This window comes from Nocardia sp. JW2, from assembly GCF_051843015.1.
GTDB lineage: Bacteria > Actinomycetota > Actinomycetes > Mycobacteriales > Mycobacteriaceae > Nocardia > Nocardia coubleae.
Map to the genome: position 1 here is coordinate 105123 of NZ_JBPXLK010000014.1, position 24890 is coordinate 130012.

Genomic DNA, 24890 nt, shown 5'->3' on the forward strand with positions numbered 1-24890 from the left:
CCCGTGTTGTCACTCGCACACTCATTTCGTTCAGCCCCCTGCCAGGCCTGCGTCCAGTACCGACCTGGCGATCGGTGCGGCCACCGAGCCGCCGGTCGCCGCCAGCGCCCGGTCGCCGCCGTTCTCGACGATCACCGCGATGGCGATCTTCGGGTTCTGCGCGGGCGCGAAGGCCATATACCAGGCATGCGGCGGGGTGTTACGGGGATTGCTGCCGTGTTCGGCCGTGCCGGTCTTGGACGCAATCTGGTACGGCGACCGGCCGCCGCCCGCGGTGTTGGCTTCGGAGGCGATCATCAGGTTCACCAGGCTCGACGCTACCTGTGGACTCACGGCCTGGCCCACCGAGAAGGGTTCGGTCACACTCAGCTCCGACAGGTCGGGAGCCTGCGTCTGGTCCACCAGGTACGGCTGCATCCGGGAGCCGCCGTTGGCGATGGTGGCGGCGATCACGGCGACGTCGAGCGGGGTCACCGCGACATCGCGCTGACCGATGCTGCTCTGGCCGAGAGCCGCGTTGTCGGGGATCGGCCCGACCGTCGACTCGGCGACCGGGATGGGGACGCCGCGGTGCGGGCCGATCCCGAAGGCCGCGGCCTGGTCCTTGAGTTCGGCGGCGCCGACCTTCATCCCCAGCTCGACGAACGCGGTGTTGCAGGACCGCCGGAAGGCCTCGGTGAGCGAGGCGGTCGGCTGGTCACCGCAGGTGGCGCCGTTGTAGTTCTCCAGCGTGGTCCTGGTGCCGGGCAGGGTGATGTTGGGGGCGGCGGTGAACTGGTCGTCCACGCTCACGCCGTTGGCAAGCGCGGCGGCGGTGACCACGGCCTTGAACGTGGAACCGGGCGGATAGGTCTGGGAGACCGCGCGATTGAGCATCGGCTGGGACGGGTCGTTCTTGAGCCGGTCCCACGCCGCCCGGCCGGCCGCGCCGTCGTGGCCCGACAGTTCGTTGGGGTCGTAGCTCGGGGTGGAGACCATCGTCAGGATCTTGCCGGTGCTCGGCTCGATCGCCACCACCGATCCGGTGTAGCCCTTGGCCGTCATCTCGTCGTAGGCCACCTGCTGCATCACCGGGTTCAAGGTGGTGATCACATTGGCGCCGCGCGGGTCGCGACCGGAGAACATGTCGACGAGCCTGCGCCCGAACAGGCTCGAGTCGTTGCCCGAGAGCAACGGGTCCTCGGCCAGCTCGATCCCGGTCTTGCCGTACTGCATCGAGTAGAACCCGGTGACGGGCGCGTAAGCCGGTGGGCTGCTCGGGTATTGGCGCAGGTACTTGTACCGGTCGTCGGTGGCCACCGACCCCGCGAGCACGGTGCCGCCCGCGGAGATCTGTCCGCGCTGGCGCGAGTACTCGTCGAGCAGCACGCGCACGTTGCGCGGGTCGGCCCGCAGGTCGTCGGCCTTCACCACCTGCAGATAGGTGGCGTTCACCAGGAGCGCGACGACCATCACCATCACGGCGACGGCGACCCGGCGTAGTGGAGTGTTCATGCGCTCGCCCTGCCTTCCGACCTGCGCAACAACTCGGTCGACGCCTCGGCGATCGGCGCCGGTGCGCGTTTGCGGGTCGGCGCGGGCGCGCGGGCGGCGTCGGAGATCTTGATCAGCAACCCGAGCAGCGCGTAGTTGGCCAGCAGCGAGGAGCCACCGTAGGAGATGAACGGTGTGGTCAGACCCGTGAGCGGGATCAGCTTGGTGACGCCGCCGACCACCACGAAGATCTGGATGGCGATGGTGAACGACAGGCCCGCCGCGAGCAGCTTGCCGAAACTGTCGCGCACGGCGAGCGCGGTGCGCAGCCCACGCACGATGAAGATCAGGAACAGCATCAGCACGGCGGCCAGGCCGATCAGGCCGAGTTCCTCACCGATGGTGGTGACGATGAAGTCGGTCTTGGCGAACGGAACCTGCTGCGGACGCCCGCTGCCCAGACCCGTGCCCGCCAGGCCGCCGGTGGCGAAACCGAACAGCGACTGCGAGATCTGGTAGCCGGTGTTGTGGTAGTCGTCGAACGGGTGCAGCCAGGTATCCACGCGCACGCGCACATGCCCGAACAGCTGGTAGGCGAACACGAAGCCGAGCGCGAGCAGGCCGCCGCCGATGAGCAACCAGCCCACCCGTTCGGTCGCGATGTAGAGCATCACCAGCACCGTGCCGAAGATCAGCAGCGAGGTGCCGAGATCCTTTTCGAGCACGAGCACACCGATGCACACGACCCACACGATCAGCACCGGACCGAGGTCGCGCGGACGCGGGAACTCCATGCCGAGGAAGTGCTTGCCCGCGGCGGTGAACAGGTCACGCTGGGCGACGAGCACACCCGCGAAGAAGATGATGAGCAGGATCTTGGCGAATTCGCCCGGCTGCACACTGAATCCGGGGAGCTTGATCCAGATCTTGGCGCCGTTGACTTCGGAGAACCGGCTCGGCAACAGTGCCGGAATCGCCAACGCGATCAGTCCGACCAGGCCTAGTGTGTAGGTGTAGCGCGCCAGCGTGCGGTAGTCACGCAACACGATGAGCAGGCTGATGAACACGACGATGCCCAGGCCGGTCCACATGATCTGCTGGTTGGCGTCCGGGGACGGTATGGGGCTCGAGTCGTATGCCGCCTGCTGCGCGTCGGCGAGGTCGAGGCGGTGGATCAGGACGAGACCGAGACCGTTGAGCAGCGCCACGATCGGTAGCAGTAGTGGGTCGGCGAACGGCGCGAACCGGCGAACCGCCAGGTGCGCCACTCCGAACAGCGCGAGGAACGCCACACCGTACTTGGCGATGTCCCAGGTGATCGACTGTTCCTGGCTCGCCTCGACGATGAACAACGACACCGTCGTGATACCCGCCGCGCCCGCCAGCAGCAACAGCTCCTGATTCCGCCGCGTCGAGGGCGGCGGTGCGGGCGCGAATCCGCCTGGGGGACTCGGGAAAGCCCCCGCCGACGGTGGTGCCGGTGCGGACATCAGTCCGTCACCCGGCAGTTCTCCCCTGAGATCTGCGGGGAAGGTGTCGGGGCGGGCGTAGTGGTCGGGGCAGGCGTCGGTGTCGCCGTGGCGGGCTGGTCACCGGGTCCGGGCGCGGGCGCCGGGGTGGCAGGGGGAACCTCGGTGGGCAGCACACCCGGCTGCGGCACCGATTCCTTCTTGGGGCACGGGTCGAGGACCTCGCCGGTGAGCCGGCGCATGCTCTCGCGGGCCTGGGCCAGCGAATCCGGCGGCAGGCTGCGCTCCACCTGATCGCGGCCGGTCTGCTTGAGATCGCTGACCATCAGCTTCTTGCAGCCGTTGGGAGCGGTGGCGCCGACCTCGAGCAGCGTGATCTCGTTCTTGCTGTTCACGCAGGCGGTGAGCTCCACATCGTGGATGGCGTAGCCGAGGATCGAACCGGGCAGGCCGCGCATCACGACCACCTGATCGTTGTCGGCGCCCACGTAGTAGTTGCTGCGAATCATCTTGTAGCCCACCACGAGTCCCACCGCGACGGCCACGATCAAGGCCACCGACAGCAGCAGCCAGCGCAGCTTGTGCGACTTGGTCTCGGGCGGTGGGGGAGCGGCGGCGGCCCGGCGCGGCTGGGCGCGCGGCGGACGCATGGCGGCGGCGCGGCCGGCCGCGGTGTTCGGCGGCGGCGCGTCTTCCTCCTCCTCGGTGGAGGCGGCACCGGCGACGATCGGATGACTCTGCCCGTAGTCGAGGTCGATCACATCGGCGACGACAACGGTGACGTTGTCGGGACCGCCTGAGCGCAAAGCCAATTCGATGAGCCGGTCGGCGCACTCGTCGGTATTGCCCTCGCGCATGGTGTTGCCGATGGTCTCGTCGCTCACCACGTCGGAGAGTCCGTCGGAGCACAGCAGATACCGGTCACCGGCGCGGGCTTCACGCATGATGAGCGTCGGCTCGATCTCGTTGCCGGTGAGGGCGCGCATGATGAGCGATCGCTGCGGGTGGGTGTGCGCCTGTTCGGGCGTGATACGACCCTCGTCGACCAGCGACTGCACGAAGGTGTCGTCGCGGGTGATCTGGGTGAGTTCGCCGTCGCGCAGCATGTAGGCGCGCGAGTCGCCGATGTGCACCATGCCGAGCTTGCGGCCCGCGAACAGGATGGCGGTGAGCGTGGTGCCCATGCCGTCGAGTTCGGGTTCGGCCTCGACGTGGTCGGCGATGGCGGCGTTGCCGGAACGGGTGGCGCGGTCGAGCTTGCCGAGGATGTCCTCGCCGGGTTCGTCGTCGTCGAGATGCGCCAGCGCGGCGATCATCAACTGGGAGGCGACTTCACCGGCGGCGTGTCCACCCATACCGTCGGCGAGGGCTAGCAGGCGAGCGCCCGCGTAGACCGAATCCTCGTTGTTGCCCCGGACGAGTCCGCGGTCGCTTCGCGCGGTGTAGCGCAGAACAAGTGTCACGATCGCAGCTCGATCACTGTTTTGCCGACCCGGACAGGAGTGCCGAGCGGAACACGGACGGCGGTGGTGACTTTCGCGCGGTCGAGATACGTGCCGTTGGTGGAACCGAGGTCTTCCACGTACCAGTCGTCACCACGCTGAGACAGTCGCGCGTGCCTGGTCGAGGCGTAGTCGTCGGTGAGTACCAGCGTCGAATCGTCGGCGCGGCCGATGAGGACCGGCTGCGTGCCGAGTGTGATCCGAGTGCCGGCTAGTGAACCATGAGTCACCACTAGATACTTGGCGCCCTTCTGGCCTCGGCTCAGGGATGGCAGACCGATGGAACCACGCGCTCCGCGTGCGGCCCTCGGCTGTATCCGGATGCCGGATGCCGCGTAGATATCGCTGCGCAAGGTCCGCAGAACGGCCCAGACGAACAACCAGAGCAGCAGCAGGAACCCCGCGCGGGTCAATTGCAGGATCAGTCCCTGCACGGCGTTCCACCTCCTGTTCGCCCGGGTACGTCGGTGCGGCAGGGGACGAAGTGACCCCCACCAGCGTGCTGGCTTGCGGGCCCCGAGGTCGGGGCCGTGCGTGTGATGGCAGCATCATAGGGCCGACGGCGTCGACACGTGACCTGCACCGCGCAGCTTACGGGATCAGACGATCCTGATCAGGATCTCGGAATGTCCGGCCCGGATGACGTCACCGTCGGCGAGCTGCCAGTCCTGTACCGGCGAGCCGTTGACCAGCGTGCCGTTGGTGGAACCCAGGTCGGAGAGCATGGCGGTCTGGCCGTCCCAGCGGACCTCGATGTGGCGGCGCGACACACCGGTGTCGGGCAGCCGGAAGTGCGCGTCCTGGCCGCGGCCGATGATGTTGGAACCCTCACGCAGCTGGTAGGTGCGGCCGCTGCCGTCGTCGAGCTGCAGCGTGGCCGAGTAGCTGGACTGCGCCGGGGCACCGTAACCACCCGCGGGCTGGCCGTAACCGGCTTGCGGCTGGGCGTACCCACCCTGCTGGCCGTAACCGGCGGGCTCCTCGTAAGCGGGCTCGGCGTAACCGGCCGCCTGGGCGCCGTAACCGGAGGACTGGCCGTAGCCGGGCTCGGCGTAACCGTTCTGGCCGTAGCCGCCCTGCTGGTCGTAACCGGGTTCGGCGTAACCCTGCTGGCCGTATCCGGGCTGCTGGCCGTAGGCCTGCTGCGGATCGGCGTAACCCTGCTGGCCGTACCCACCCTGCTGGTCGTAGCCCGGCTCGGCGTACCCGGGCTGACCGTAACCACCCTGCTGGCTGTAGGCCTGCTGGCCGTACCCGCCCTGCTGGTCGTAACCGGGTTCGGCATAGCCCTGCTGGCCGTACCCGGGCTGACCGTAGCCCGGCTGCGGGGCCTGGTCGTACCCGTTGTGGTACTCGCCGCCCTGCTGGCCGTAGGCGGGGTCGTAGCCGGGCTGGCCCTCGGGCGCGCCGTAGCCACCGCGGCCGTAGTCGTCGGCAGGCGGATAGGGAGCCCCAGGCGCGGCGGGCGGCGGTGCGTACCCGCGGTTGCGTGGATCGGACTCCGCGGGCTCTCGGCTTGGCTCGTAGCCTGAGTTGTGCGTCATGGGGCCAGCTCCTGGTTGCGGGTGTGCGGGTCGTTGTGGCGGTCCGGGGCGAGGTGGGACGGTCCCGCGACCGGCGTCGGGGTCGACGCGGCCGCTCGCTCTGAACATTCCGGTGTGCAGCGTAGGTGATGCCTCGAACGCCACGTGCACTTCGCCGTAGGTCTGCCAGCCCTGCTCGCGGATGTAATCCTGCAGATGTTTGGCGAACGCCTTGGTCGTCAGGTCGTGATCTGCGTCGAGTTTCCCGAAATCTGATTCGTTGATCGTGATCACATAACTGTTGGGTGCGAGCTGATGCCCGCCCTCCAGTTCCTGGATCCGATCTGCGGCTTCGCGCTGCAGCGCGGCCTCTACCTCCTGGGGAACGACGCTGCCGCCGAACACCCTCGCGAACACGTCACCGACGGCGCTCTGTAAGCGACGTTCGAATCTCGACACGATGCCCATCACAGCCCTCCCTTCGGTGCGCGTGTCCGTCCTGTCGGAGTGCCCTTTACGGCGTGTCCGAACCCGACCACGTTCCTTGCATGATATCCACGATCCTCCTACCAGGTAACTCCCGGCGCGGCGCCCCGGTTCCCGAGCCGAACGCGTCCGCATCACCGCAGGTCAGGGACCCGATTTTATTTTCAGCCGGAGGGCATGTTAGATTTTTCGAGTCGCTCGGGCGAGTGGCGGAATGGCAGACGCGCTGGCTTCAGGTGCCAGTGTCCGTAAGGACGTGGGGGTTCAAGTCCCCCTTCGCCCACAGAGAGCAAAAGGCTCGATCCCACGGGATCGGGCCTTTTGTCGTTTCCGGCGACGCTCACTCCTTGCGCGCGACAAGTAGATGGAAGGGGAACGGCGGGCCGGGCAGGGTGCGCTGTTCGACCGTGAAACCGGCACCGGTCAGCGCGCCCGTCACCTCGGCCACCGGGCGCAGCGTGAATCCATAAGGGGTGAAAGGCATCCGGGCCATACCGTCCGGATCGCCGATACCGATCACGGCCGTACCGCCGGGCCGGAGCACCCGGTCGAGTTCGGCACACGCGGCGGGCAGGTCGTCGAGGAAGTAGACGGTGTTCACCGTGATCGCCGCGTCCAGGCTCGCATCGGGCAGCGGCAGGGCGGCAAGGGTGCCCTCGGCGAGCACGAGCCGGTCCTCGGCCACCTCCATGGCATAGGTGCCACGGGCGCGGGCGAGCATGTCGGGCGAGGGTTCGATGCCGTGCACCACGCCGTCCGGGCCCACTCGTTCCAGCAGCATCGCCAGGCCCGCGCCGCCACCGAAACCGATATCGGCCACCTCCGCGCCCGCGGCGGGGGCGGCGCCGTCGACGGCACCCGCGATGGCGCGTTTGTTCCCCCGATTGAGGAGCAGGGCCACTACCTTGCCGAGCGGTCCGTGCGGATTACCGAGCTGGCCGGCAACGATGGTGAGCAAACGGTCCTTGACCCCGGTCATCTCGTCATCGTAGGGCTTCGCCGTATCGGGTCGGTGAGGCGAAGATCACAGCGCGGTAATCCGGCCGTCTTCCAGCTGTTTCACTGCCCGTCTCGCGCCGTTCGGGAGGCCCTGCGCAACTTGTCAGCCGCGCAGTAAGTAGCTGTATGGCAGGTGATTCGACCTGATTGCTAGTTGTTGATCATGTTTGCAGCCTTGTAAACAAACTTAAGGTTTCTTTTAAGGCCCCGAGTATCGCGCAAACCGAAATCCGGTTGCCGTTGTCGCAGGTTATCGGCTATGCGCGGGGTGCGGTCGGGGGTGTGGGCAATGGGCAGCAATATTCCCTGGACCGCCCCTTCGAACGCATGGGACCGACGGTCCCAGGTTTGCCGAAGGTGAATTCCCGGTGTGTGCAATTGCCGTCCCGACGACGCGCCAGGAGTTAGCTGTAGTTGTGGAGAGCGTGCGCTTCACACGTCTTCGCAGACCCGCACTCGATACCCCTAACCTGCGCGTTGGGGGTTGCATGGGCATAACGATTGTGTACAGTTAACGGCAACGCTGGCCGCAGCTCGAGCTCGACTCGCTGCGGCCAGCGGAACTCAAATCGGGGGAGTTCACCAACTCGTAACCTCACGTAGCTGTCGATTGCCCAGTGGGCTCACAGCCGAGGTGTGCTCGGAGTTGCCTGCCGCACAAATGCACGTGCAGATGCGTGATCACACCCGCGTGGGAACCTTCGGCAGCCATCGCAGGGCCGGATCGGGCATGGCCTCGGGCAGCGCGGAAGCGGCGTCCTGTTCTTCGGCGACCCGGCGGCCCACCACGAACACATAGGTGAGGAACAATCCCTCGGCCAGGAAGCCGAGAGCGATGCGCACGGGCGCGGGCAGGCCGCTCGGCGTCACGAAGCCCTCCAGCAACCCACACACCAGAAGCACCGCGACGAGACCGAGCGCGACAGTGGCAGTCGCCCTGCCCTGCCGGGCCATCGCGACGGCCCGGCTCGACCGACCGGGATCGACCAGCGTCCAGCCGAGCTTCAAGCCGACGCCGCCCGCCACGAACAGCGCCGTGAGCTCGAGCGTTCCGTGCGGAAGGATGAAACCGAAGAACGAGTCGAGCCGGTCGGCGTCGGCCATCAATCCACCGGTTATCCCCAGATTCAGCGCGTTCATGAACAGGGCATACACAGCCGGGAGGATCAGCACGCCGGTGAACAAGGCGATGGCCGAGACCCAGGAATTGTGGGTCCACACCTTGGCGGCGAAGGCGTCGTTGGGGTGTTCGGAATAGTAGGTCTCGAACGAACCCCCAGGTCCGGTGATGATCGAGTGATCGCCCTCGGGAATCCCCAGGGCTTCGCGGGCGCCCGCCGAGTTGTCCACAAGCACCGCGATCACCGTGCTGACGAGCAGGAAGATCGCGGTTGTCCCCAACCACCACGGCCACGCTCTGTACACAGCCGCCGGAAAGCCCCTGGTGAAGAATCTGCCCATCTCGCGCCACGGCTGTGCGCGCGCCGCGAGCACCCGCCCACGCGCGCGGGCGAGCAGCGCGCTGAGCCCGGCGAGCACCTCGGGATCGGCCCGATGACCCTGCAGCTTGGCCAGCTGCTGGGACGCCGAGCGGTACAGGGCGATCAGTTCGTCGGCCTCGGCCCCGGTGAGCCTGCGCTGACGGACCAGCTGATCCAGCCGATACCACGACCGTTGACGCGCCCAGCTGTAGGCATCGGTGTCCATATCGGGAATGCTAGCCACATGGCCGAATTCACCACCGGCGAAGCGGTGGCGCTCGAACTCCCCATCGCGCGCATCCCCAGCCGTGCGGGCGCTTTCCTGCTCGACCTGATGCTGCAGCTGACGCTGGCCTTCGGCCTGTTCTACGCCGGGATGCTGATGCTGTTGTGGAGCGCCGCCGACGAGGCGTGGATGTCGGTGCTCGCGGTGGTCACCATCGTGACCGTGCTGGTCGGCTATCCGGTGTGCAGCGAAACCCTCACCCGCGGACGGTCCCTGGGGAAGATGGCGTTCGGGCTGCGGGTCGTTCGCGCCGATGCGGGCCCCACGGATTTCCGGCATGCGCTCACCCGTGGGCTGGCGGGGGCGATCGTCGACTTCTGGATGCTCGGTGGCTTCGGCGCGGTCGCGGTGATCACCTCGCTGTGCTCACGCGAGGGCAGGCGCGTGGGTGACGTGCTCGCGGGCACGGTGGTTGTGCACACCCGTCAGCAGCTTCCCCGGCCCGCGCTGGCGGCCGCACCACCGTGGCTCACCGGCTGGGCGGCGCAGCTCGACCCGACCGGCCTGTCCGACGACCTCGCGACGGCCGCACGGCAGTACCTCACCAGGCTGCGCACCCTCACCCCGGCCGCCCAGCACCACCTGGGGACGAAGCTGGCCGAGTCGATGTGCGCGGCAGTCCGCACGCAGGTGCCCGCCGGTTATCCCCCGTATCACGTGATCGGCGCGATTCTGTCTCGGCGCCAGCAGCTTTCGCCGCACTGAGAAGTTGTACACAGGCTCGCCCTGTGGACAACCTGTTGGTGAATCGGTGCATGAACTGTGAGTGCCGGTGGAAACTCCGGCTGTCCACAACTCAGAGCGAACCGGACCGCTTGAGCTCCAGATACTCCTCGGCCAGCGCCTCCGGCAGCTGATCCGGCGCCGCGGTGACCACCGCGACCCCACGCCTGCGCAGGGATTCCCGCACCACCGCGCGCTCGGCCAGCACGGTCTCGGCGGCGGCCGAGGTGTAGACGGCCTCGGCGGTTTCCCGGTCGCGAGCGGCGGCGGCGATGTCAGGGTCGGTCACCGAGACGATGAGCACCCGGTGCCGTCGGGTGAGCGTCGGCAACGCGGGCAGCAGGTGTTCGGTGACCGTCGGTCCGTCCAGACTGGTGAACCACACGATCAGCGCGCGCCTGCGCACCCGGGTGAGCACGGTGCGAACCAGGCCGTCGGTGTCGGTATCCACAAGCTGCGGCGTGACCCCGGCAAGGGTGTGCATAAGTTTCATCGGCAGTCCCGCACCACCGGCGCCGGTCACCTCCGCGCGCACCGTTCGGTCGTAGGCCAGCAGGTCGACGGTGTCGCCCGCCGCGCCGGCCAGCCCGCCGAGCAGCAGGGCGGCTTCGATCGCGCAGTCCAGCCTGGTGCCGTCGCCCACCCGGCCCGCGCTGACCCGGCCGGTGTCGAGCACCATCAGCATGTGCCGATTGCGTTCGGGCCGCCAGGTGCGCACGAGCACATCGGTGGCGCGCGCGGTGGCCCGCCAGTCGATGCTTCGCACGTCGTCGCCTGCCACGTACTCCCGGAACGAATCGAATTCGGTGCCCTGACCACGGGTATTGGCCACATTGCGGCCCTCGAGGTGGTGCAGCCGCTTCACCTTCGACCGCAGCAGGCGCTCGCTGCGGAAGGCGGGCAGCGCGCGGACGCGGGCGGGTGCGTCGACGCGAGTCTGCCGCCCGGCCATGCCGAGTGGTCCGAGCAGGCGCAGTGTCACCGGACCCGCCACCCGGTCACCGCGATATACCGGATTCAGCCTGGTGCGGAACCGGATCCGGGTATTCGGTGCCAAAGCCATTCGGCGCGTGCGATATTCGGCGCGCGCACTCTCGGGCCACGCATCCCAGAGCAGCCCACGAACCGTGGTGGTGCCCGTATTGGTCACGGCCAGTTCCACTTCCGTCTCCCGGCCCAGCCGGACGACGGTCAACGGTTCGCGCGTCACGGTCAACGTGTTCGGGCGGGCGGCCAGCGCCACATCGATCAGCAGGACCACGAGCAGCAGCGAACTCGCGCCGAGCACACCACCGAACGACGGAACGGCGAACATCACCAGCGCGCCCGCCATCGTGGCGAGCAGCGCGAACCGGCCTGTGACGACCACCGCTACACCGGAACCGGCACCGAGCCGAGCAACGACGCGAGCACACCCTCGGCGCTCACCCCGTCCAGCTCGGCCTCCGGACGCAACTGCAGACGGTGCCGAAGCACCGGAACCGCAACGGTTTTCACATCGTCGGGAGTCACGTACCCGCGCCCGTTCAGCCAGGCGAAGGCGCGGGCCGCGGCGAGCAGCGCGGTGGCGCCACGGGTCGACGCACCGTGCGCGACGGCTGGCGAGGACCGGGTGGCCCGGCACAGGTCGACGATGTAGGCGAGCACCTCGGGACTCACCGTCACCTGCCCCACCGCGGCCCGCGCGGCCGCGATGTGCGCGGGCCCGGCGACCGGCCGCAGCCCGGCCGCACCGAGGTCGCGCGGGTCGAAGCCGTTGGCGTGGCGCTGCAGGATGCGGAACTCGTCGTCGCGTTCGGGCAGGCGGATGTCGACCTTGAACAGGAACCGGTCGAGCTGCGCTTCGGGCAGCGGATAGGTGCCCTCCTGCTCGATCGGGTTCTGGGTGGCGATCACCACGAACGGGTCGGGCAGCGGCCGGGGCTGCCCGTCCACCGAAACCTGACGCTCCTCCATCGATTCCAGCAGCGAGGACTGGGTTTTCGGTGGGGTGCGGTTGATCTCGTCGGCCAGCAGCAGGTTGGTGAACACCGGCCCCTGCCGGAAGGTGAACTCGGCCGAATGCGGGTCGTAGATCTGCGAACCGGTGACATCACCCGGCATCAGATCGGGGGTGAACTGCACCCGCGCGTGCTCGAGGTCGAGCGAGGTGGCCAGCGCGCGCACCAGCAGCGTCTTCGCCACGCCCGGCACACCTTCCAGCAGCACGTGCCCCCGGCACAGCAGCGCGAGCACCAGGTACAGCACGGCCTGATCGTTCCCGACCACCGCCTTACCGATCTCGGTACGCAAGGCGGCCAGCGCCGCCCCGGCCTCGGCCGCGGTCGGCGTTTTCTGCAGGACAGTGTTGTCGGTCATCCGAGCTCCGTCTCGATCCATTCGAGGTGTGCGGCAACGTGGTAGAGGGTCGGTTCGTCGGGCACCGGGCCGAACAGTACGGTGCCGATCCGGGGGGCGGGGGTGCCGAGGCGGGTGGCGATGGTCGCGACGAGTTGGTCGTCGGTTCGGGCGCCGAGGCGTGGCCGGATCCGGCGCAGGGTCGCCGAGCGCAGGATGTGGGCGACGTGGGCCACGTCGCCCGAGCGGCGGTACAGCCCGGCTTGGCCCGCGAGCAGTTCGTTGGCGGCCACTTCCACCGGGCGCGGTTCGCCGACCAGTGCGCCGCGTCTGCGGGCCCGCCACCACACGACGACGGCGAAGGCGATGAGCAGTTGCAGGCCGCCGTAGGCCAGCCAGCCGGGCAGGGTGCTGAAGATCGAGTCGCTGCCTGCGGGGTCGGGGAGGTCCTCGGGCCGGTCCGGTGGGCTGTCGATGTTCGGTGGCGGGTCGGGCGGGGTCGGTGCGTTGGGCGCGCCGCAGGATTGCAGGCCCGCGTACAGGAGCACGCCCAGGAACAGGATGCCCGCGAGGACGGCCCAGAACCGTGGGTTGCGCAGGATTGCCGGAAGCGGCGGAAGTTGCCTGCGCGGTGCGGGTTCGGTGTCGACGATCTCGATGTCGACCGGTTCGGCGGCCGGCGGTGGCGCGTGCTGGGAGTAGCGGTCGGCGTATTCGAGGTGGCGGTATTCGTCCTCGGTGGCGCGGCGGCCGCCGTACACGACCTCGTCGAAAGTGCTTGCCGCCGGATGTAATTCGGCGGACTGTTCGGGTGGGAGGGCGAGGGTCGCGTCGTCGGCGGTTTCCTGCGCGGTGCGTGAGCGGCGCACCGGCAGGCTGCCGTTCTGCTCCAGTCCGCGCAGGACAGCACGGAAGCGCTCACGTAAGGCACGGTCGAAATCACGGCGGGCCGCGGCGTTCTCGGCTTCGGCTCGATGGTCGGCGGCCGGGCCGAGCCGGGGCGGTGGCGGGGGACCGAACTGGTTGTCGTTCATCGGTTCTCACCCGGAATGCGGATGTCGAGCCCTTCGCGGACACAACGGCGGTCGATGTAGCAGAGCACCCGGCTGGTGGATTCCACGATCTCGGCGACCGTCACCACCAGCAGCAGGCCACCGACCACCAGCGTGATGAAGGCCCATCGGTGGGTGCCGGAGAAGTCCGACAGGAAGAAGGGGATACCGAAGGCGGGCACCGCGAGCACGGCGAACAGCACCCGCTGGGTGAGCCAGAGGCCGCCGATGCTCCAGTTCGCGCCCTCCACCAGGTCTTTCGAGCGGGCGACGGCCTGCCGGTAGCCGGCGTTCTCGGCGATGATCGCGGGTTCGGTGACGAACCGGCGGGCCCGCAGATTCGACAGCCAGATCAGGGCGAGCGGATAGGTGACGACGAGCAGGCTGCCGACCGCCAGTACACCGATTCCGATGAGCGAGAACATGATCTGCGCGAGCGCGAGCGGCCCGCCGTGGTGTGCGGCGGTCCGGATGCCCGCCCGCAGGCCGATGCGCGCGCCGGCGAAGTCGGCCAGCGCCAGGGCGACGGTCGCGCCACGCAGCACCGATCGCGACAACCACACGAACGCGGCCGTTGCCAGCACCACCGCCCACGCGGTACCCGCATCGGAGCCGTCGGTGAGGTGTGAGACCAGGCCGGTGATGCCGAGAACACCGAGTACGGCGAGGGTGAGCGTTGCCCCCGCGAGCGCGGCCAGCGGCCGGATATGGGCCTGGATCAGGGCGAACGGCTCGTCGAGCAGTTCGCGAAATCGCAGGGGGCGGATCGGGACCGTCGGCGATTGTGCCGGATCGATGCCCGCCCCGACGGCGCCGACCGTGGTCACGACGGGGCGCACGGCCCGAGTCTAGCGGGGCCCGGCCGGGGGAGTGGGTTCACGGAGTGTGCGGAAGGGCGAGGTGGGTGGGTTGCAGGCGGCCACGCAGCGTGACCTGCTCGCCCAGGGTCCAATGGTTCGCTTCGGTCGGCGCGGACTTGGTGAGGGTGGTCGCGGAGGTGAGCAGGCGTTGTTCGTACTGCTTGGACAGTTCGCACAGGCGGGCCGCCTCGTTGACCGCATCGCCGATGACCGTGAACTCGTAGCGGTTGTGGGTGCCCACATTGCCCGCGACCACGCGACCGGCGGCGACGCCGATGCCCGCGTCCAGGTCGGAGGTGTCGCGCAGGCGGCGCTGGATGGCGCGGGCACACGAAAGGGCCTGGCCCGCCGCGTCTTCCAGCGGTGCGGGGGTGCCGAAGATGGCGAGGGCCGCGTCGCCTTCGAACTTGTTGAGCAGACCGCCGTGGCGTTCCACCTCGTCGACGACGATGTCGAAGAAGCGATTGAGAATGCCGACGATCTCGGGCGCGGGGAGGGTGGCGGCCATGGTCGTCGAGCCGATGATGTCGATGAACAGGGCGGCGGCCTCGGTTTCGGTCCCGCCGAGGACGGGGCGCGAGGCGATGGCCGCCATGGCGACATCGTGGCCGACGTGTTTTCCGAACAGGTCCTCGATCATGGCGCGTTCGCGCAGGCCGTGCACCATGTGGTTGAAACCGCTCTGCAGCTCACCGAGTTCGGTGCCGTCGTAGAGCGCGATCTCGGCGTCGAGGTCGCCGTTCTCCACCCGGCGCAACGCCTGGCGCACACCACGGATCGGCGCGACCGTCGCGGCGACGACCTGCGCCATGAGCACCATGCCGAACAGCAACGCCGACCCGCCGAGACTGAGCACGCACACGGCCAGGCGCGCCTTGCTCACCTGGGGATCGGCCAGCGCCCAGATGGCGACGACCATCGCCAGCGCCACCGGCACACCGACACCGACCAGCCACGACAGCATGGTGCGACCGAACACGCCGATGCCGCGACGGCGTTGCGGATCGGCCTGCAGCACCCGCGCGGTGACGGGCCGCAGCGCGAATTCGACGATCAGATAGCTGTTGGCGCACACCACGATCGCGGCCGACCCGATGGCGAGGATGAGCTTGGGGATGAGCCCCGGCTCGATCACGCCGTACACAACGGTGAGCACGATGAGCGCCAAAGTCCACAGCATCGCCTGCTGCAACACCATCCAGCGCGGCGCCGAGACGGTGACGCGCTGTTCGGCCGGTGTCGGTACATGGTCGGGGTCGGTGGCCCAGCGCATGGTTCGCAGCCCGGCGACGGTCCCCCACACCGTGCCGACCGCGAGCGCGGCCACCGCGCACAGCGGCGTGAAGACGGCGTTCACCAGCAGCAGTCGCCCGGTGAACATGCTCGGCCCCGGCAGTACGAACCCCGCGAGCACGATGGTCATCGCGATGCCGATGAGGTTGGCGATGAGCAGGGGGGCGGTGAGCAGCAGTTGCACCCGCACCCGGCGGATGGCCGCCTTCTCCTCGGCGGGTCCGAGCAGGGGCGAACCCCAGGGCGAAGACGTCCCGGAGCGTACGTCGCTGATCACCTTCGAACTGTAAACCGAACCGACCCGAACAGGCGAACCTGTTAGCTAGGTCACTGAGTAGTCAGGTATGTATAACAACTGCTGACCGTGCGTTTTGTCGTTCGCAACCGGAGCGGATCGGTGCGATCGATCACCGCTGATACCCAGTGAACAGATGTCCACTGAGCTATCGAGCGGGCGGCAGCTGACGCTGCTGACCACTCGGCAGCTCGTGGGCGTCCGACCCGGCCAGCTCGCCCTGACCGGCGGCGGGCAGCGCCGTACCCTGTCCCGCGGGCAACGCGGTGTAGCTCGGCTGCCCAGGGTACTGACGCGGATCCGGGTGGTAGTTCCGGCCGGGCGCGTCAACCACATTCGACGCGATCTGCTGCGCGTACGGGTTGTACTGCGGCTGTGGATAACCCGTGGGCAGGTAACCCTGCTGCCCGGGCGCCAGCTGGTACGGCTGCTGCGGCGCCTGCTGGAACTGCCGCTGCGAGTCCTGGGTATCGACGGTCACCTTCCGGCTGCGGCGCAGCGTGAAGGTCACCTCCTCGACCTCTTCGAACGCCTGTCGCGCGGTCCGCAGCGGATGCGTGGCCGAGTCGATGGCATTGGCGACGAACGACGGAACGAGCGGCCGGATCCAGCGCGCGGCGGTGTCGGTGAACGGCACGGTCCCGATGATCGGCAGCTCCAGCCCGCCCCCGCCGGTCGGCGCCTGCGGCGGTGCCTGCTCGGCGGGTACCAGCGCACCGGCCTGGCCGTGCGGCAGGGCGTGCGGGAGGTATCCGGCGGGCAGCTGCTGCTGCGAAGTCGGCTCCAGAGCCACGGACTCGTCCTTTCGATGCGGCTCGGTGTACCCGAGCTCGAAACCGCCGATCGCGGCGATGATCCTGGTTCGCTGACGTTCTCGATCGATCACGCCGTCGGCCTCGATGGCCAGCCGTTGCGAGTCGAGTTCCTGCTCGGCCCGCAGCACCGCCGTCTCGGTGCGCACCTCGGCCTGTTTCACCGCGATGGCGGCGTCGGCGGCGCGTTCGGCCCGGTCGGCGATCTCGTCGGCGGCGACCTTGCGGTCCAGCGCGGTCTCCCCGCGCCACCAGCGCAGCAGCAGCGGTGACAACGCCAGCGCGATGCCCGCGACCAGCATCAGCAGGCGAAGCGCGGCGCCGCCGAGGTGATCGGCGGTGTAGCCGTTCATGGCCAGCCAGCGGGCGCCGATCCCGCGATCGCCCTCGGCGAAGGCGTCGGCGCGGGCCGCGGCCAGCTCGGCCGTCTCGGCGCGCACGCGCTGGTCGAGGCCGTCGGTGCGGGCCTGTGCGGCGGCGAGCTGCTTGCGGGCGTCGTCGAGCATCTCGTTGGCGGTCTGCGCCTCGGGCCCACGACCGGGAACACCGGTGATGCGGGTCTGCGGGCACTCCGGGGTCGGATTGAACTCGCAGCGCGCGATGACGAGGTTGCGGTCGATGTCGGCCTGCGCGGTCGCGATGGACGTGTCGAGCGCGGCGCGGTCGGCGACGGCGAGGTCGTACTCGGCGCGCGCGGTGACGACGGCAGGCGCGCGTTCGGCATCGGCGTGGGCGCGCACGTCCAGCTCGCGGTCGACGGTCCCGCCGAGCAGCACGGTGGTGGCCAGCTCGGCCACGGACACCCCGGCCAGCACGCCGATTCCGACGCGCGCGGCGGTGCCGCGCCGGTCGTCGGTGGTGTTCCTGGTGGCGAGCGCCCGTCCGATCGCACCGGCTGCCACGGCGGCGAGCAGCGCGAGCACGGCGACGAAGAAGAACCCGATCCCGTCGGCGGCGGCGAGCGCGACGGCGGTGACCAGCCCCGCGACCACGGCGAACAGCGCCACCGCGGCGCCGGTGACGACATATCCGGCGTGGTCGGGCCCGATGTCGTCGCGCGAAGGCGTAACGAGGCCGCCGCCGAGCCAGGCGAGTGTGCCGGTCATACCTTCTCCCCGGTTCTTTCGCGTGGCGAAACTGTCATGGATTCGTGGTGTCAGCGTGACAGGCGCGGCGCCGCCACACCGAGCGGCGAAGCGGTATTTGTGGTCAGCCTCACAGATCCGAACTCCCGGCATCGCGCCGGCTGTCGGCGTGGGCCGCCGACCTCGGCGTGTCGGTCCCGGCGAGCCGCATCGGCCCCCATTCCGGGGGCCTCATGTGGCGAACGACACTGCCGCGCGTTAGCTGGATATGTGCTGTGAAGAGCGTCTCACTCGCAGACCGTACGGTCGGCTGGCTACCAGGGCATGTCGGGGCGCTGTCGGGAATATCTCACCGCCGACGGCCCTGGTTAGCGGGAAACCATAGGTTTGACCTGCACTTTGCTGGGGAATCCTGCTGCGATGCAGGTGAGTTCGGTCGAAGGTCACACGCCTCCGGCCGGTTCCGGCTCGCCCGTCGACGATGTTCGCGCAGGTCGGCGCCGGTTCCGCGGGATCGATCCGGCCTCGTGCCTGCTTTACACTGGACGACGCGCGTGACGATACGGGCTGCCGTTACAAACCCCAGCTAGACAGGGTTACTAAGCCCAACCTTAGTTGGTTGGGTCTGCGGTCTGACTTATCGTTTGCTCTTACGCCGAACGCACCCTTGTTCGGCACAACCACCTGTTCGGGGTCCGGTGAAACCGGGCCAAGAGTAGCGGGTGAAACCCCGCGCGGAGGTAAGGGACATGTAAGCGTCCCGTTACCTCCGAGCACCCCCACTACGTCAACGAAGCGGGTGGACAACTGGAGACGTGACTGCACGCCGCAAACCATCATCGCCGCTGGTTTCGGATCGTACGGACGCAGTCTTGACGGAGGCGAAACGACGAAGGGTCCACGCTCAGCTTGCTGGGTGGCCGATCATCGACAGCCGACTTTCTTGAAGGCAGAGGCATGACGCAACTTCCTGGCCACAGGTCACCCGGTGTCACCGGGCTCTACGATCCGGCATACGAGCACGACGCCTGCGGCGTCGCATTCGTCGCCGACATGCACGGACGACGCAGTCGAGACATCGTCGACAAGGCCATCACGGCACTGCTGAACCTGGAGCACCGAGGTGCCGCCGGCGCGGAGCCGAACTCCGGCGACGGCGCGGGCATCCTGATCCAGCTCCCGGACAAGTTCTTCCGCGCGGTTGTGGACTTCGAGTTGCCCGAGGCGGGTTCCTACGCCACCGGTATCGCCTTCCTCCCGCAGGCCCGCCGCGAAGCCGCGCGCGCCGCCTACGGCGTCGAGAAGATCGTCGCCGAAGAGGGCATGGCCGTGCTCGGCTGGCGTGCGGTGCCGATCGACGAGTCCTCGCTCGGCGCGCTGGCCCGCGATGCCATGCCGACCTTCCGTCAGCTGTTCATCGGCTCGCCCAAGAACTCGGCCGAGCAGCTCTCGGGCATGGACCTGGAGCGTCGCGCCTACGTGATCCGCAAGCGCATCGAGCACGAGCTCGGCAACGCGGGTCCCGGTGAGGGCGCCGTCGGCAAGGAGTCGGTGTACTTCCCGAGCCTGTCCGGCGAGACCTTCATCTACAAGGGCATGTTCACCACGCCGCAGCTACGCGCGTTCTACCTGGACTTACAGGACGAGCGCGTCGAGTCGGCCATCGGCATCGTGCACTCGCGCTTCTCCACCAACACCTTCCCCTCGTGGCCGCTGGCGCACCCGTTCCGCCGGGTCGCCCACAACGGTGAGATCAACACCGTCACCGGTAACGAGAACTGGATGCGCGCGCGTGAGGCGCTGCTGCGTTCGGACGTGTTCGGCAAGGACGAGGCGGGCAACAACCGCCTGAACAAGATCTTCCCCGTCTGTACCCCCGGCGCGAGCGACACCGCGCGCTTCGACGAGGTGCTCGAACTGCTGCACCTGGGCGGGCGCGACCTGCACCACGCGATCATGATGATGATCCCCGAGGCGTGGGAGCGCAACGAGAACATGGACCCCGCGCTGCGGGCGTTCTACGAGTACCACTCGATGCTGATGGAGCCGTGGGACGGCCCGGCTTCGGTGTGCTTCTCCGACGGCAAGAAGATCGGCGCCGTGCTCGACCGCAACGGTCTGCGCCCGGGCCGCATCTGGGTCACCGAAGACGGCCTGGTCGTGCTGGCCTCCGAGGTCGGCGTGCTCGACATCGACCCGTCGACCGTCGTCCAGAAGATCCGCCTGCAGCCGGGCAAGATGTTCCTGGTCGACACCGAGCAGGGCCGCATCGTCACCGACGCCGAGATCAAGTCGGAACTGGCCGGCGCCGAGCCGTACCAGGAATGGCTGGACGCGGGCGTGAGCCGCCTGGCCGACCTGCCCGACCGCCCGCACGTGCACATGTCGCACGACCGCGTGCTGATCCGTCAGCAGATCTTCGGCTACACCACCGAGGACCTGAGCCTGCTCATCACCCCGATGGCCAAGACCGGCGGTGAGGCGCTCGGCTCGATGGGCACCGACACCCCGATCGCGGTGCTGTCGAACCGGTCGCGCCTGCTGTTCGACTACTTCTCGCAGCTGTTCGCGCAGGTCACCAACCCGCCGCTGGACGCCATCCGCGAGAAGGTCGTCACCAGCCTCAAGCGCAACATCGGCCCCGAGGCCGACCTGCTGCACCCCGGCCCGGAGTCCTGTAAGCAGATCGCGCTCGAGCAGCCGATCCTCGACAACGACGAGCTGGCCAAGCTGGTCCACATCAACGACGACGGCAGCCACCCCGAGCTGCGTTCGGTCGTGGTCCGTGGTCTGTACCCGGTCGCCGAGGGCGGCGAGGGCCTGCGCCGGGCGCTGCAGGCCATCAACACCCAGGTCTCGGCCGCGATCGACGGCGGCGCGCGCATCATCGTGCTGTCGGACCGCGAGTCCAACGAGAAGCTGGCGCCGATCCCGTCGCTGCTGCTCACCTCTTCGGTGCACCACCACCTGGTGCGCGAGCGCACCCGCACGATGGTCGGCCTGGTCGTGGAGGCCGGTGACGCCCGCGAGGTGCACCACATGGCTGCCCTCGTCGGCTTCGGCGCCGCCGCGATCAACCCGTACATGGCCTTCGAGTCCATCGAGGACATGCTCGAGCGCGGCTCGCTGTCGCTGCCCGCCAGCACCGGCGACCTGGCCGCCGACTACCGCAAGGCCGTCGCGAACTACTGCACCGCGGCCAGCAACGGCGTGCTCAAGGTGATGTCGAAGATGGGCATCTCCACCCTCGCCTCCTACAACGGCGCCCAGCTGTTCCAGGTCATCGGCCTGGCTCAGGACCTGGTCGACGAGTACTTCACCGGCCTGCGCTCGCCGCTGGGCGGTATCGGTCTCGACGAGATCGCCGAAGAGGTGGCCATCCGCCACCGCACCGCGTTCCTGGAGAACCGCAACGAGCGCGCGCACCGCGAGCTCGAGGTGGGCGGTGAGTACCAGTGGCGTCGTGAGGGCGAGTACCACCTGTTCAACCCGGACACGGTGTTCAAGCTGCAGCACGCCACCCGTACCGGCCAGTACTCGATCTTCAAGGAGTACACCAAGCTGGTCGACGACCAGTCCGAGCGTCTCGCCGCGCTGCGTGGTCTGTTCAAGTTCAAGAAGGGCGTGCGCGCGCCGATCTCGATCGACGAGGTCGAGTCCGCCCGCGAGATCGTGAAGCGGTTCTCGACCGGCGCGATGAGCTACGGCTCCATCTCGGCCGAGTCGCACGAGACCCTCGCGATCGCGATGAACCGTCTCGGTGCGCGCTCCAACTCCGGTGAGGGCGGCGAGAGCCCCGCTCGCTTCGAGGTGGAGGAGAACGGCGACTGGCGTCGTTCGGCGATCAAGCAGGTCGCGTCGGGTCGCTTCGGCGTCACCGCGCACTACCTGACCAACGCCACCGACATCCAGATCAAGATGGCCCAGGGTGCCAAGCCGGGTGAGGGCGGTCAGCTGCCCGCGCACAAGGTGTACCCGTGGGTCGCCGAGGTGCGTCACTCGACTCCAGGAGTCGGGCTCATTTCCCCGCCGCCGCACCACGACATCTACTCGATCGAGGATCTGGCGCAGCTGATCCACGACCTGAAGAACGCGAACCCGCAGGCTCGGATTCACGTGAAACTTGTCGCGGAGCCGGGTGTCGGCACCGTCGCCACCGGTGTGTCCAAGGCGCACGCCGACGTCGTGCTCATCTCGGGCCACGACGGCGGTACCGGTGCTTCGCCGCTCACCTCGCTCAAGCACGCGGGTGGACCCTGGGAGCTCGGCCTGGCCGAGACCCAGCAGACGCTGCTGCTCAACGGCCTGCGCGACCGCATCGTCGTCCAGGTCGACGGCCAGATGAAGACCGGCCGCGACGTGATGATCGCCGCGCTGCTCGGCGCCGAGGAGTTCGGTTTCGCGACCGCTCCGCTGGTCGTCTCGGGCTGCGTGATGATGCGCGTGTGCCACCTCGACACCTGCCCGGTGGGTATCGCCACCCAGAACCCGGTGCTGCGCGAGCGTTTCACCGGCAAGCCGGAGTTCGTCGAGAACTTCATGCTCTTCATCGCCGAGGAGGTGCGTGAGCTGCTCGCCGAGCTGGGTTTCCGCACGCTCGACGAGGCCATCGGCCGGGTCGACCTGCTCGACACCGCCAAGGCCAAGGAGCACTTCAAGGCCGCCAAGCTCGACCTGTCCCCGATCCTTGACATGCCGGAGACGGCGTTCATGAACCAGGACACCCGCTGCACCGGCACCCAGGACCACGGTCTGGACAAGGCGCTGGACAACGAGCTGATCGCCCAGGCCGCGCCCGCGCTCGAGCGTGGCAAGGCCGTGAAGATCGAAACCAAGATCACCAACGTGAACCGCACGGTCGGCACCATGCTCGGCCACGAGGTGACCAAGCTCTACGGTGGCGCGGGCCTGCCCGACGACACCATCGACATCACCTTCAACGGTTCGGCGGGCAACAGCTTCGGCGCGTTCGTCCCGGCCGGTATCACGCTGCGCGTGCAGGGTGACGCCAACGACTATGTCGGCAAGGGCCTTTCGGGTGGCCACATCGTGGTCCGCCCGTCGCTCAACGCGCCCGCCGGCTTCGTCGCCGAGGACAACATCATCGCGGGCAACGTGATCATGTTCGGCGCCACCAGCGGCCGCATCCTGATCAACGGTGTCGCGGGCGAGCGCTTCGGCGTGCGTAACTCCGGCGCCACCGCGGTCGTCGAGGGCGTGGGCGACCACGCGCTCGAGTACATGACCGGTGGCCGGGTGGTCATCCTCGGTGGCACGGGGCGCAACCTCGGTGCCGGTATGTCCGGTGGTGTGGCGTTCGTCTACGACCCGGAGGGCACGCTCGCCGAGCGCGTCAACCCGGATCAGGCCGATGCCATCGAGCAGCTCTCCGGTGACGACTTCACCTGGCTGCGCGACATCATCAGCACCCACCGCGACGAGACGGGTTCGGCTGTGGCCGAACGCATCCTGAGCGACTGGTCCCAGCAGGTGAACCACTTCGTGAAGGTCATGCCCCGCGAATACAAGAAGGTTCTGCTCGCCATCTCCGAAGCCGAGAAGAGCGGCAAGGACGTTGACGAGGCGATTATGGAGGCGGCTCGTGGCTGACCCACAAGGATTTCTGAAGCACACCTCGCGGGAACTCCCGGCGCGTCGACCGGTCGAGCTGCGTCTGCTCGACTGGAAAGAGGTCTACGAGGACAAGTTCTCCCACGAGACCCTGCAGAAGCAGGCCAGCCGCTGTATGGACTGCGGTATCCCCTTCTGCCACAACGGTTGTCCGCTCGGGAACCTGATCCCCGAGTGGAACGACCTGGTGTACAAGGACTCGTGGCGCGAGGGCATCGACCGGCTGCACGCCACCAACAACTTCCCGGAGTTCACCGGGCGGCTGTGCCCGGCGCCGTGTGAGGCGTCGTGCGTGCTCGGCATCAACCAGCAGCCGGTGACCATCAAGCAGGTCGAGGTCGAACTCATCGAGAACGCCTTCGACGAGGGCTGGGTCACCCCGGTGTACCCGACCCGCCTGACCGGCAAGAAGATCGCCGTCGTCGGTTCGGGCCCGGCCGGTCTGGCCGCCGCCCAGCAGCTCACGCGTGCCGGTCACACCGTCACCGTGTTCGAGCGCGACGACCGCATCGGTGGTCTGATGCGCTACGGCATCCCGGAATTCAAGATGGAGAAGTCGGTCATCGACCGTCGTCTGGCGCAGATGGAGGCCGAAGGCACCATCTTCAAGACCGGTGTGAACGTTGGCGTCGACATCACCGCCGAGCAGCTGCGTGAGCGTTTCGACGCGATCGTGCTCGCCGGTGGCGCCACCATCGCCCGCGATCTGCCGATCCCGGGCCGCGAGCTCGACGGCATCCACCAGGCGATGGAGTTCCTGCCGCTGGCCAACCGTGTGCAGCTCGGCGACGACATCACCGACGAAGAAGGCCTGCCGCCCATCCACGCGAAGGGCAAGAAGGTCGTCATCATCGGTGGCGGCGACACCGGCGCCGACTGCCTCGGCACCTCGCACCGCCACGGTGCCGAGTCGGTGCACCAGTTCGAGATCATGCCCCGTCCGCCGGAGGAGCGCGCAGGCTCCACCCCGTGGCCGACCTACCCCCTCATGTACCGGGTCTCCTCGGCGCACGAGGAGGGCGGCGAGCGCGTGTTCTCCGTGAACACCGAGCGTTTCGTCGGCAAGGACGGCAAGGTCACCGGACTCGAGGCTCATGAGGTCAAGATGGTCAACGGCCGTTTCGAGAAGGTCGAAGGTACCGACTTCACCCTCGAAGCCGACCTCGTGCTGCTGGCCATGGGCTTCGTCGGCCCCCAGAAGCCGGGCCTGCTGACCGACCTCGGCGTCGGCTACGACGGCCGTGGCAACGTCCAGCGCGACAAGAACTGGGCCACGAACATCCCCGGCGTCTTCGTCGCCGGCGACATGGGCCGCGGCCAGTCGCTCATCGTCTGGGCCATCGCCGAGGGCCGCGCCGCCGCGGCCGCCGTCGACAAGTACCTCGAGGGCGAAACCGCGCTCCCCGCGCCGATCCCCCCGACCGCTGTCGCCCAGCGGTAATCAGTTCCCCCGAAGGCGCCCACGGACTACCCAGTCCGTGGGCGCCTTCGTCGTCGCACCGCAGGTGGCGCCGGAGTTTGCCAGGGATATGCGTCGGGTATGAATCCTTATGGCGCTCAAAGACTTAGGGGTGCCGATAATG

At 68.3% G+C, this 24890-nt stretch carries 16 protein-coding genes and 1 tRNA gene; 4 read left to right on the forward strand and 13 right to left on the reverse strand.

The window, feature by feature from the left end; all coding sequences use genetic code 11:
* Positions 1-30 precede the first annotated feature (30 nt).
* From ACSVDM_RS20235 to ACSVDM_RS20255, 5 genes are all read right to left on the reverse strand, one after another.
* Positions 31-1494 carry a peptidoglycan D,D-transpeptidase FtsI family protein gene (locus ACSVDM_RS20235; protein WP_067495172.1) on the reverse strand — a complete coding sequence of 488 codons (1464 nt, stop codon included), beginning with the start codon at positions 1492-1494 and terminating at the stop codon, positions 31-33.
* Positions 1491-2963 carry an FtsW/RodA/SpoVE family cell cycle protein gene (locus tag ACSVDM_RS20240; RefSeq protein WP_067495175.1) on the reverse strand — a complete coding sequence of 491 codons (1473 nt, stop codon included), beginning with the start codon at positions 2961-2963 and terminating at the stop codon, positions 1491-1493. The genes ACSVDM_RS20235 and ACSVDM_RS20240 overlap by 4 nt, the downstream gene beginning before the upstream one ends.
* Entirely contained in the window at positions 2963-4405 is a 1443-nt protein-coding gene (locus ACSVDM_RS20245; protein WP_067495178.1) for a PP2C family protein-serine/threonine phosphatase, read from the reverse strand. Before ACSVDM_RS20245 ends, ACSVDM_RS20240 begins: the two co-directional genes overlap by 1 nt.
* Entirely contained in the window at positions 4402-4878 is a 477-nt protein-coding gene (locus tag ACSVDM_RS20250; RefSeq protein WP_067495180.1) for an FHA domain-containing protein FhaB/FipA, read from the reverse strand. The genes ACSVDM_RS20245 and ACSVDM_RS20250 overlap by 4 nt, the downstream gene beginning before the upstream one ends.
* A 165-nt stretch (positions 4879-5043) precedes the next feature.
* Positions 5044-6435 (reverse strand): DUF3662 and FHA domain-containing protein, encoded by a 1392-nt coding sequence (locus tag ACSVDM_RS20255; protein WP_067495183.1) that lies wholly within the window; start codon positions 6433-6435, stop codon positions 5044-5046.
* 218 nt (positions 6436-6653) lie between these two features.
* Here ACSVDM_RS20255 and ACSVDM_RS20260 point away from each other — a divergent pair.
* Positions 6654-6736, forward strand: a tRNA-Leu gene (locus ACSVDM_RS20260).
* Between the two features lie 57 nt (positions 6737-6793).
* Here the strand turns inward: ACSVDM_RS20260 and ACSVDM_RS20265 are convergent.
* Together ACSVDM_RS20265 and ACSVDM_RS20270 are read right to left on the reverse strand one after the other, a co-directional pair.
* Entirely contained in the window at positions 6794-7432 is a 639-nt protein-coding gene (locus ACSVDM_RS20265; RefSeq protein ID WP_439267011.1) for a class I SAM-dependent methyltransferase, read from the reverse strand.
* A 701-nt stretch (positions 7433-8133) separates the two neighbouring features.
* Entirely contained in the window at positions 8134-9159 is a 1026-nt protein-coding gene (locus ACSVDM_RS20270; RefSeq protein WP_439267013.1) for a stage II sporulation protein M, read from the reverse strand.
* 18 nt (positions 9160-9177) lie between these two features.
* Here ACSVDM_RS20270 and ACSVDM_RS20275 point away from each other — a divergent pair, with 18 nt between their 5' ends.
* Positions 9178-9924: an RDD family protein gene (locus ACSVDM_RS20275; protein ID WP_439267015.1), complete on the forward strand. Its 747-nt coding sequence runs from the start codon at positions 9178-9180 to the stop codon at positions 9922-9924.
* Positions 9925-10015: 91 nt separating this feature from the next.
* Here the strand turns inward: ACSVDM_RS20275 and ACSVDM_RS20280 are convergent, their stop codons facing one another.
* The 6 genes from ACSVDM_RS20280 to ACSVDM_RS20305 form a co-directional block, all read right to left on the reverse strand.
* A complete protein-coding gene (locus ACSVDM_RS20280; protein ID WP_439267017.1) occupies positions 10016-11311 on the reverse strand; it encodes a DUF58 domain-containing protein in 1296 nt (431 codons plus the stop codon).
* A 2-nt stretch (positions 11312-11313) separates the two neighbouring features.
* A complete protein-coding gene (locus tag ACSVDM_RS20285) occupies positions 11314-12300 on the reverse strand; it encodes an AAA family ATPase (protein WP_067644085.1) in 987 nt (328 codons plus the stop codon).
* On the reverse strand, positions 12297-13313 hold the full coding sequence (locus tag ACSVDM_RS20290; protein ID WP_439267019.1) for a DUF4129 domain-containing protein: 1017 nt from the start codon (positions 13311-13313) through the stop codon (positions 12297-12299). The genes ACSVDM_RS20285 and ACSVDM_RS20290 overlap by 4 nt, the downstream gene beginning before the upstream one ends.
* Positions 13310-14170, reverse strand: coding sequence for a hypothetical protein (locus tag ACSVDM_RS20295; protein WP_439267021.1), 861 nt, complete (start codon positions 14168-14170; stop codon positions 13310-13312). Before ACSVDM_RS20295 ends, ACSVDM_RS20290 begins: the two co-directional genes overlap by 4 nt.
* Before the next feature lie 37 nt (positions 14171-14207).
* A complete protein-coding gene (locus ACSVDM_RS20300) occupies positions 14208-15761 on the reverse strand; it encodes an adenylate/guanylate cyclase domain-containing protein (RefSeq protein ID WP_439267022.1) in 1554 nt (517 codons plus the stop codon).
* Positions 15762-15927: 166 nt separating this feature from the next.
* Positions 15928-17697: a DUF4407 domain-containing protein gene (locus tag ACSVDM_RS20305; protein WP_439267024.1), complete on the reverse strand. Its 1770-nt coding sequence runs from the start codon at positions 17695-17697 to the stop codon at positions 15928-15930.
* Positions 17698-18633: 936 nt separating this feature from the next.
* Here ACSVDM_RS20305 and gltB point away from each other — a divergent pair.
* Positions 18634-23286, forward strand: coding sequence for a glutamate synthase large subunit (gltB, locus tag ACSVDM_RS20310; RefSeq protein WP_439267026.1), 4653 nt, complete (start codon positions 18634-18636; stop codon positions 23284-23286).
* Positions 23279-24748, forward strand: coding sequence for a glutamate synthase subunit beta (locus ACSVDM_RS20315; RefSeq protein WP_067644101.1), 1470 nt, complete (start codon positions 23279-23281; stop codon positions 24746-24748). The genes gltB and ACSVDM_RS20315 overlap by 8 nt, the downstream gene beginning before the upstream one ends.
* Positions 24749-24890 lie beyond the last annotated feature (142 nt).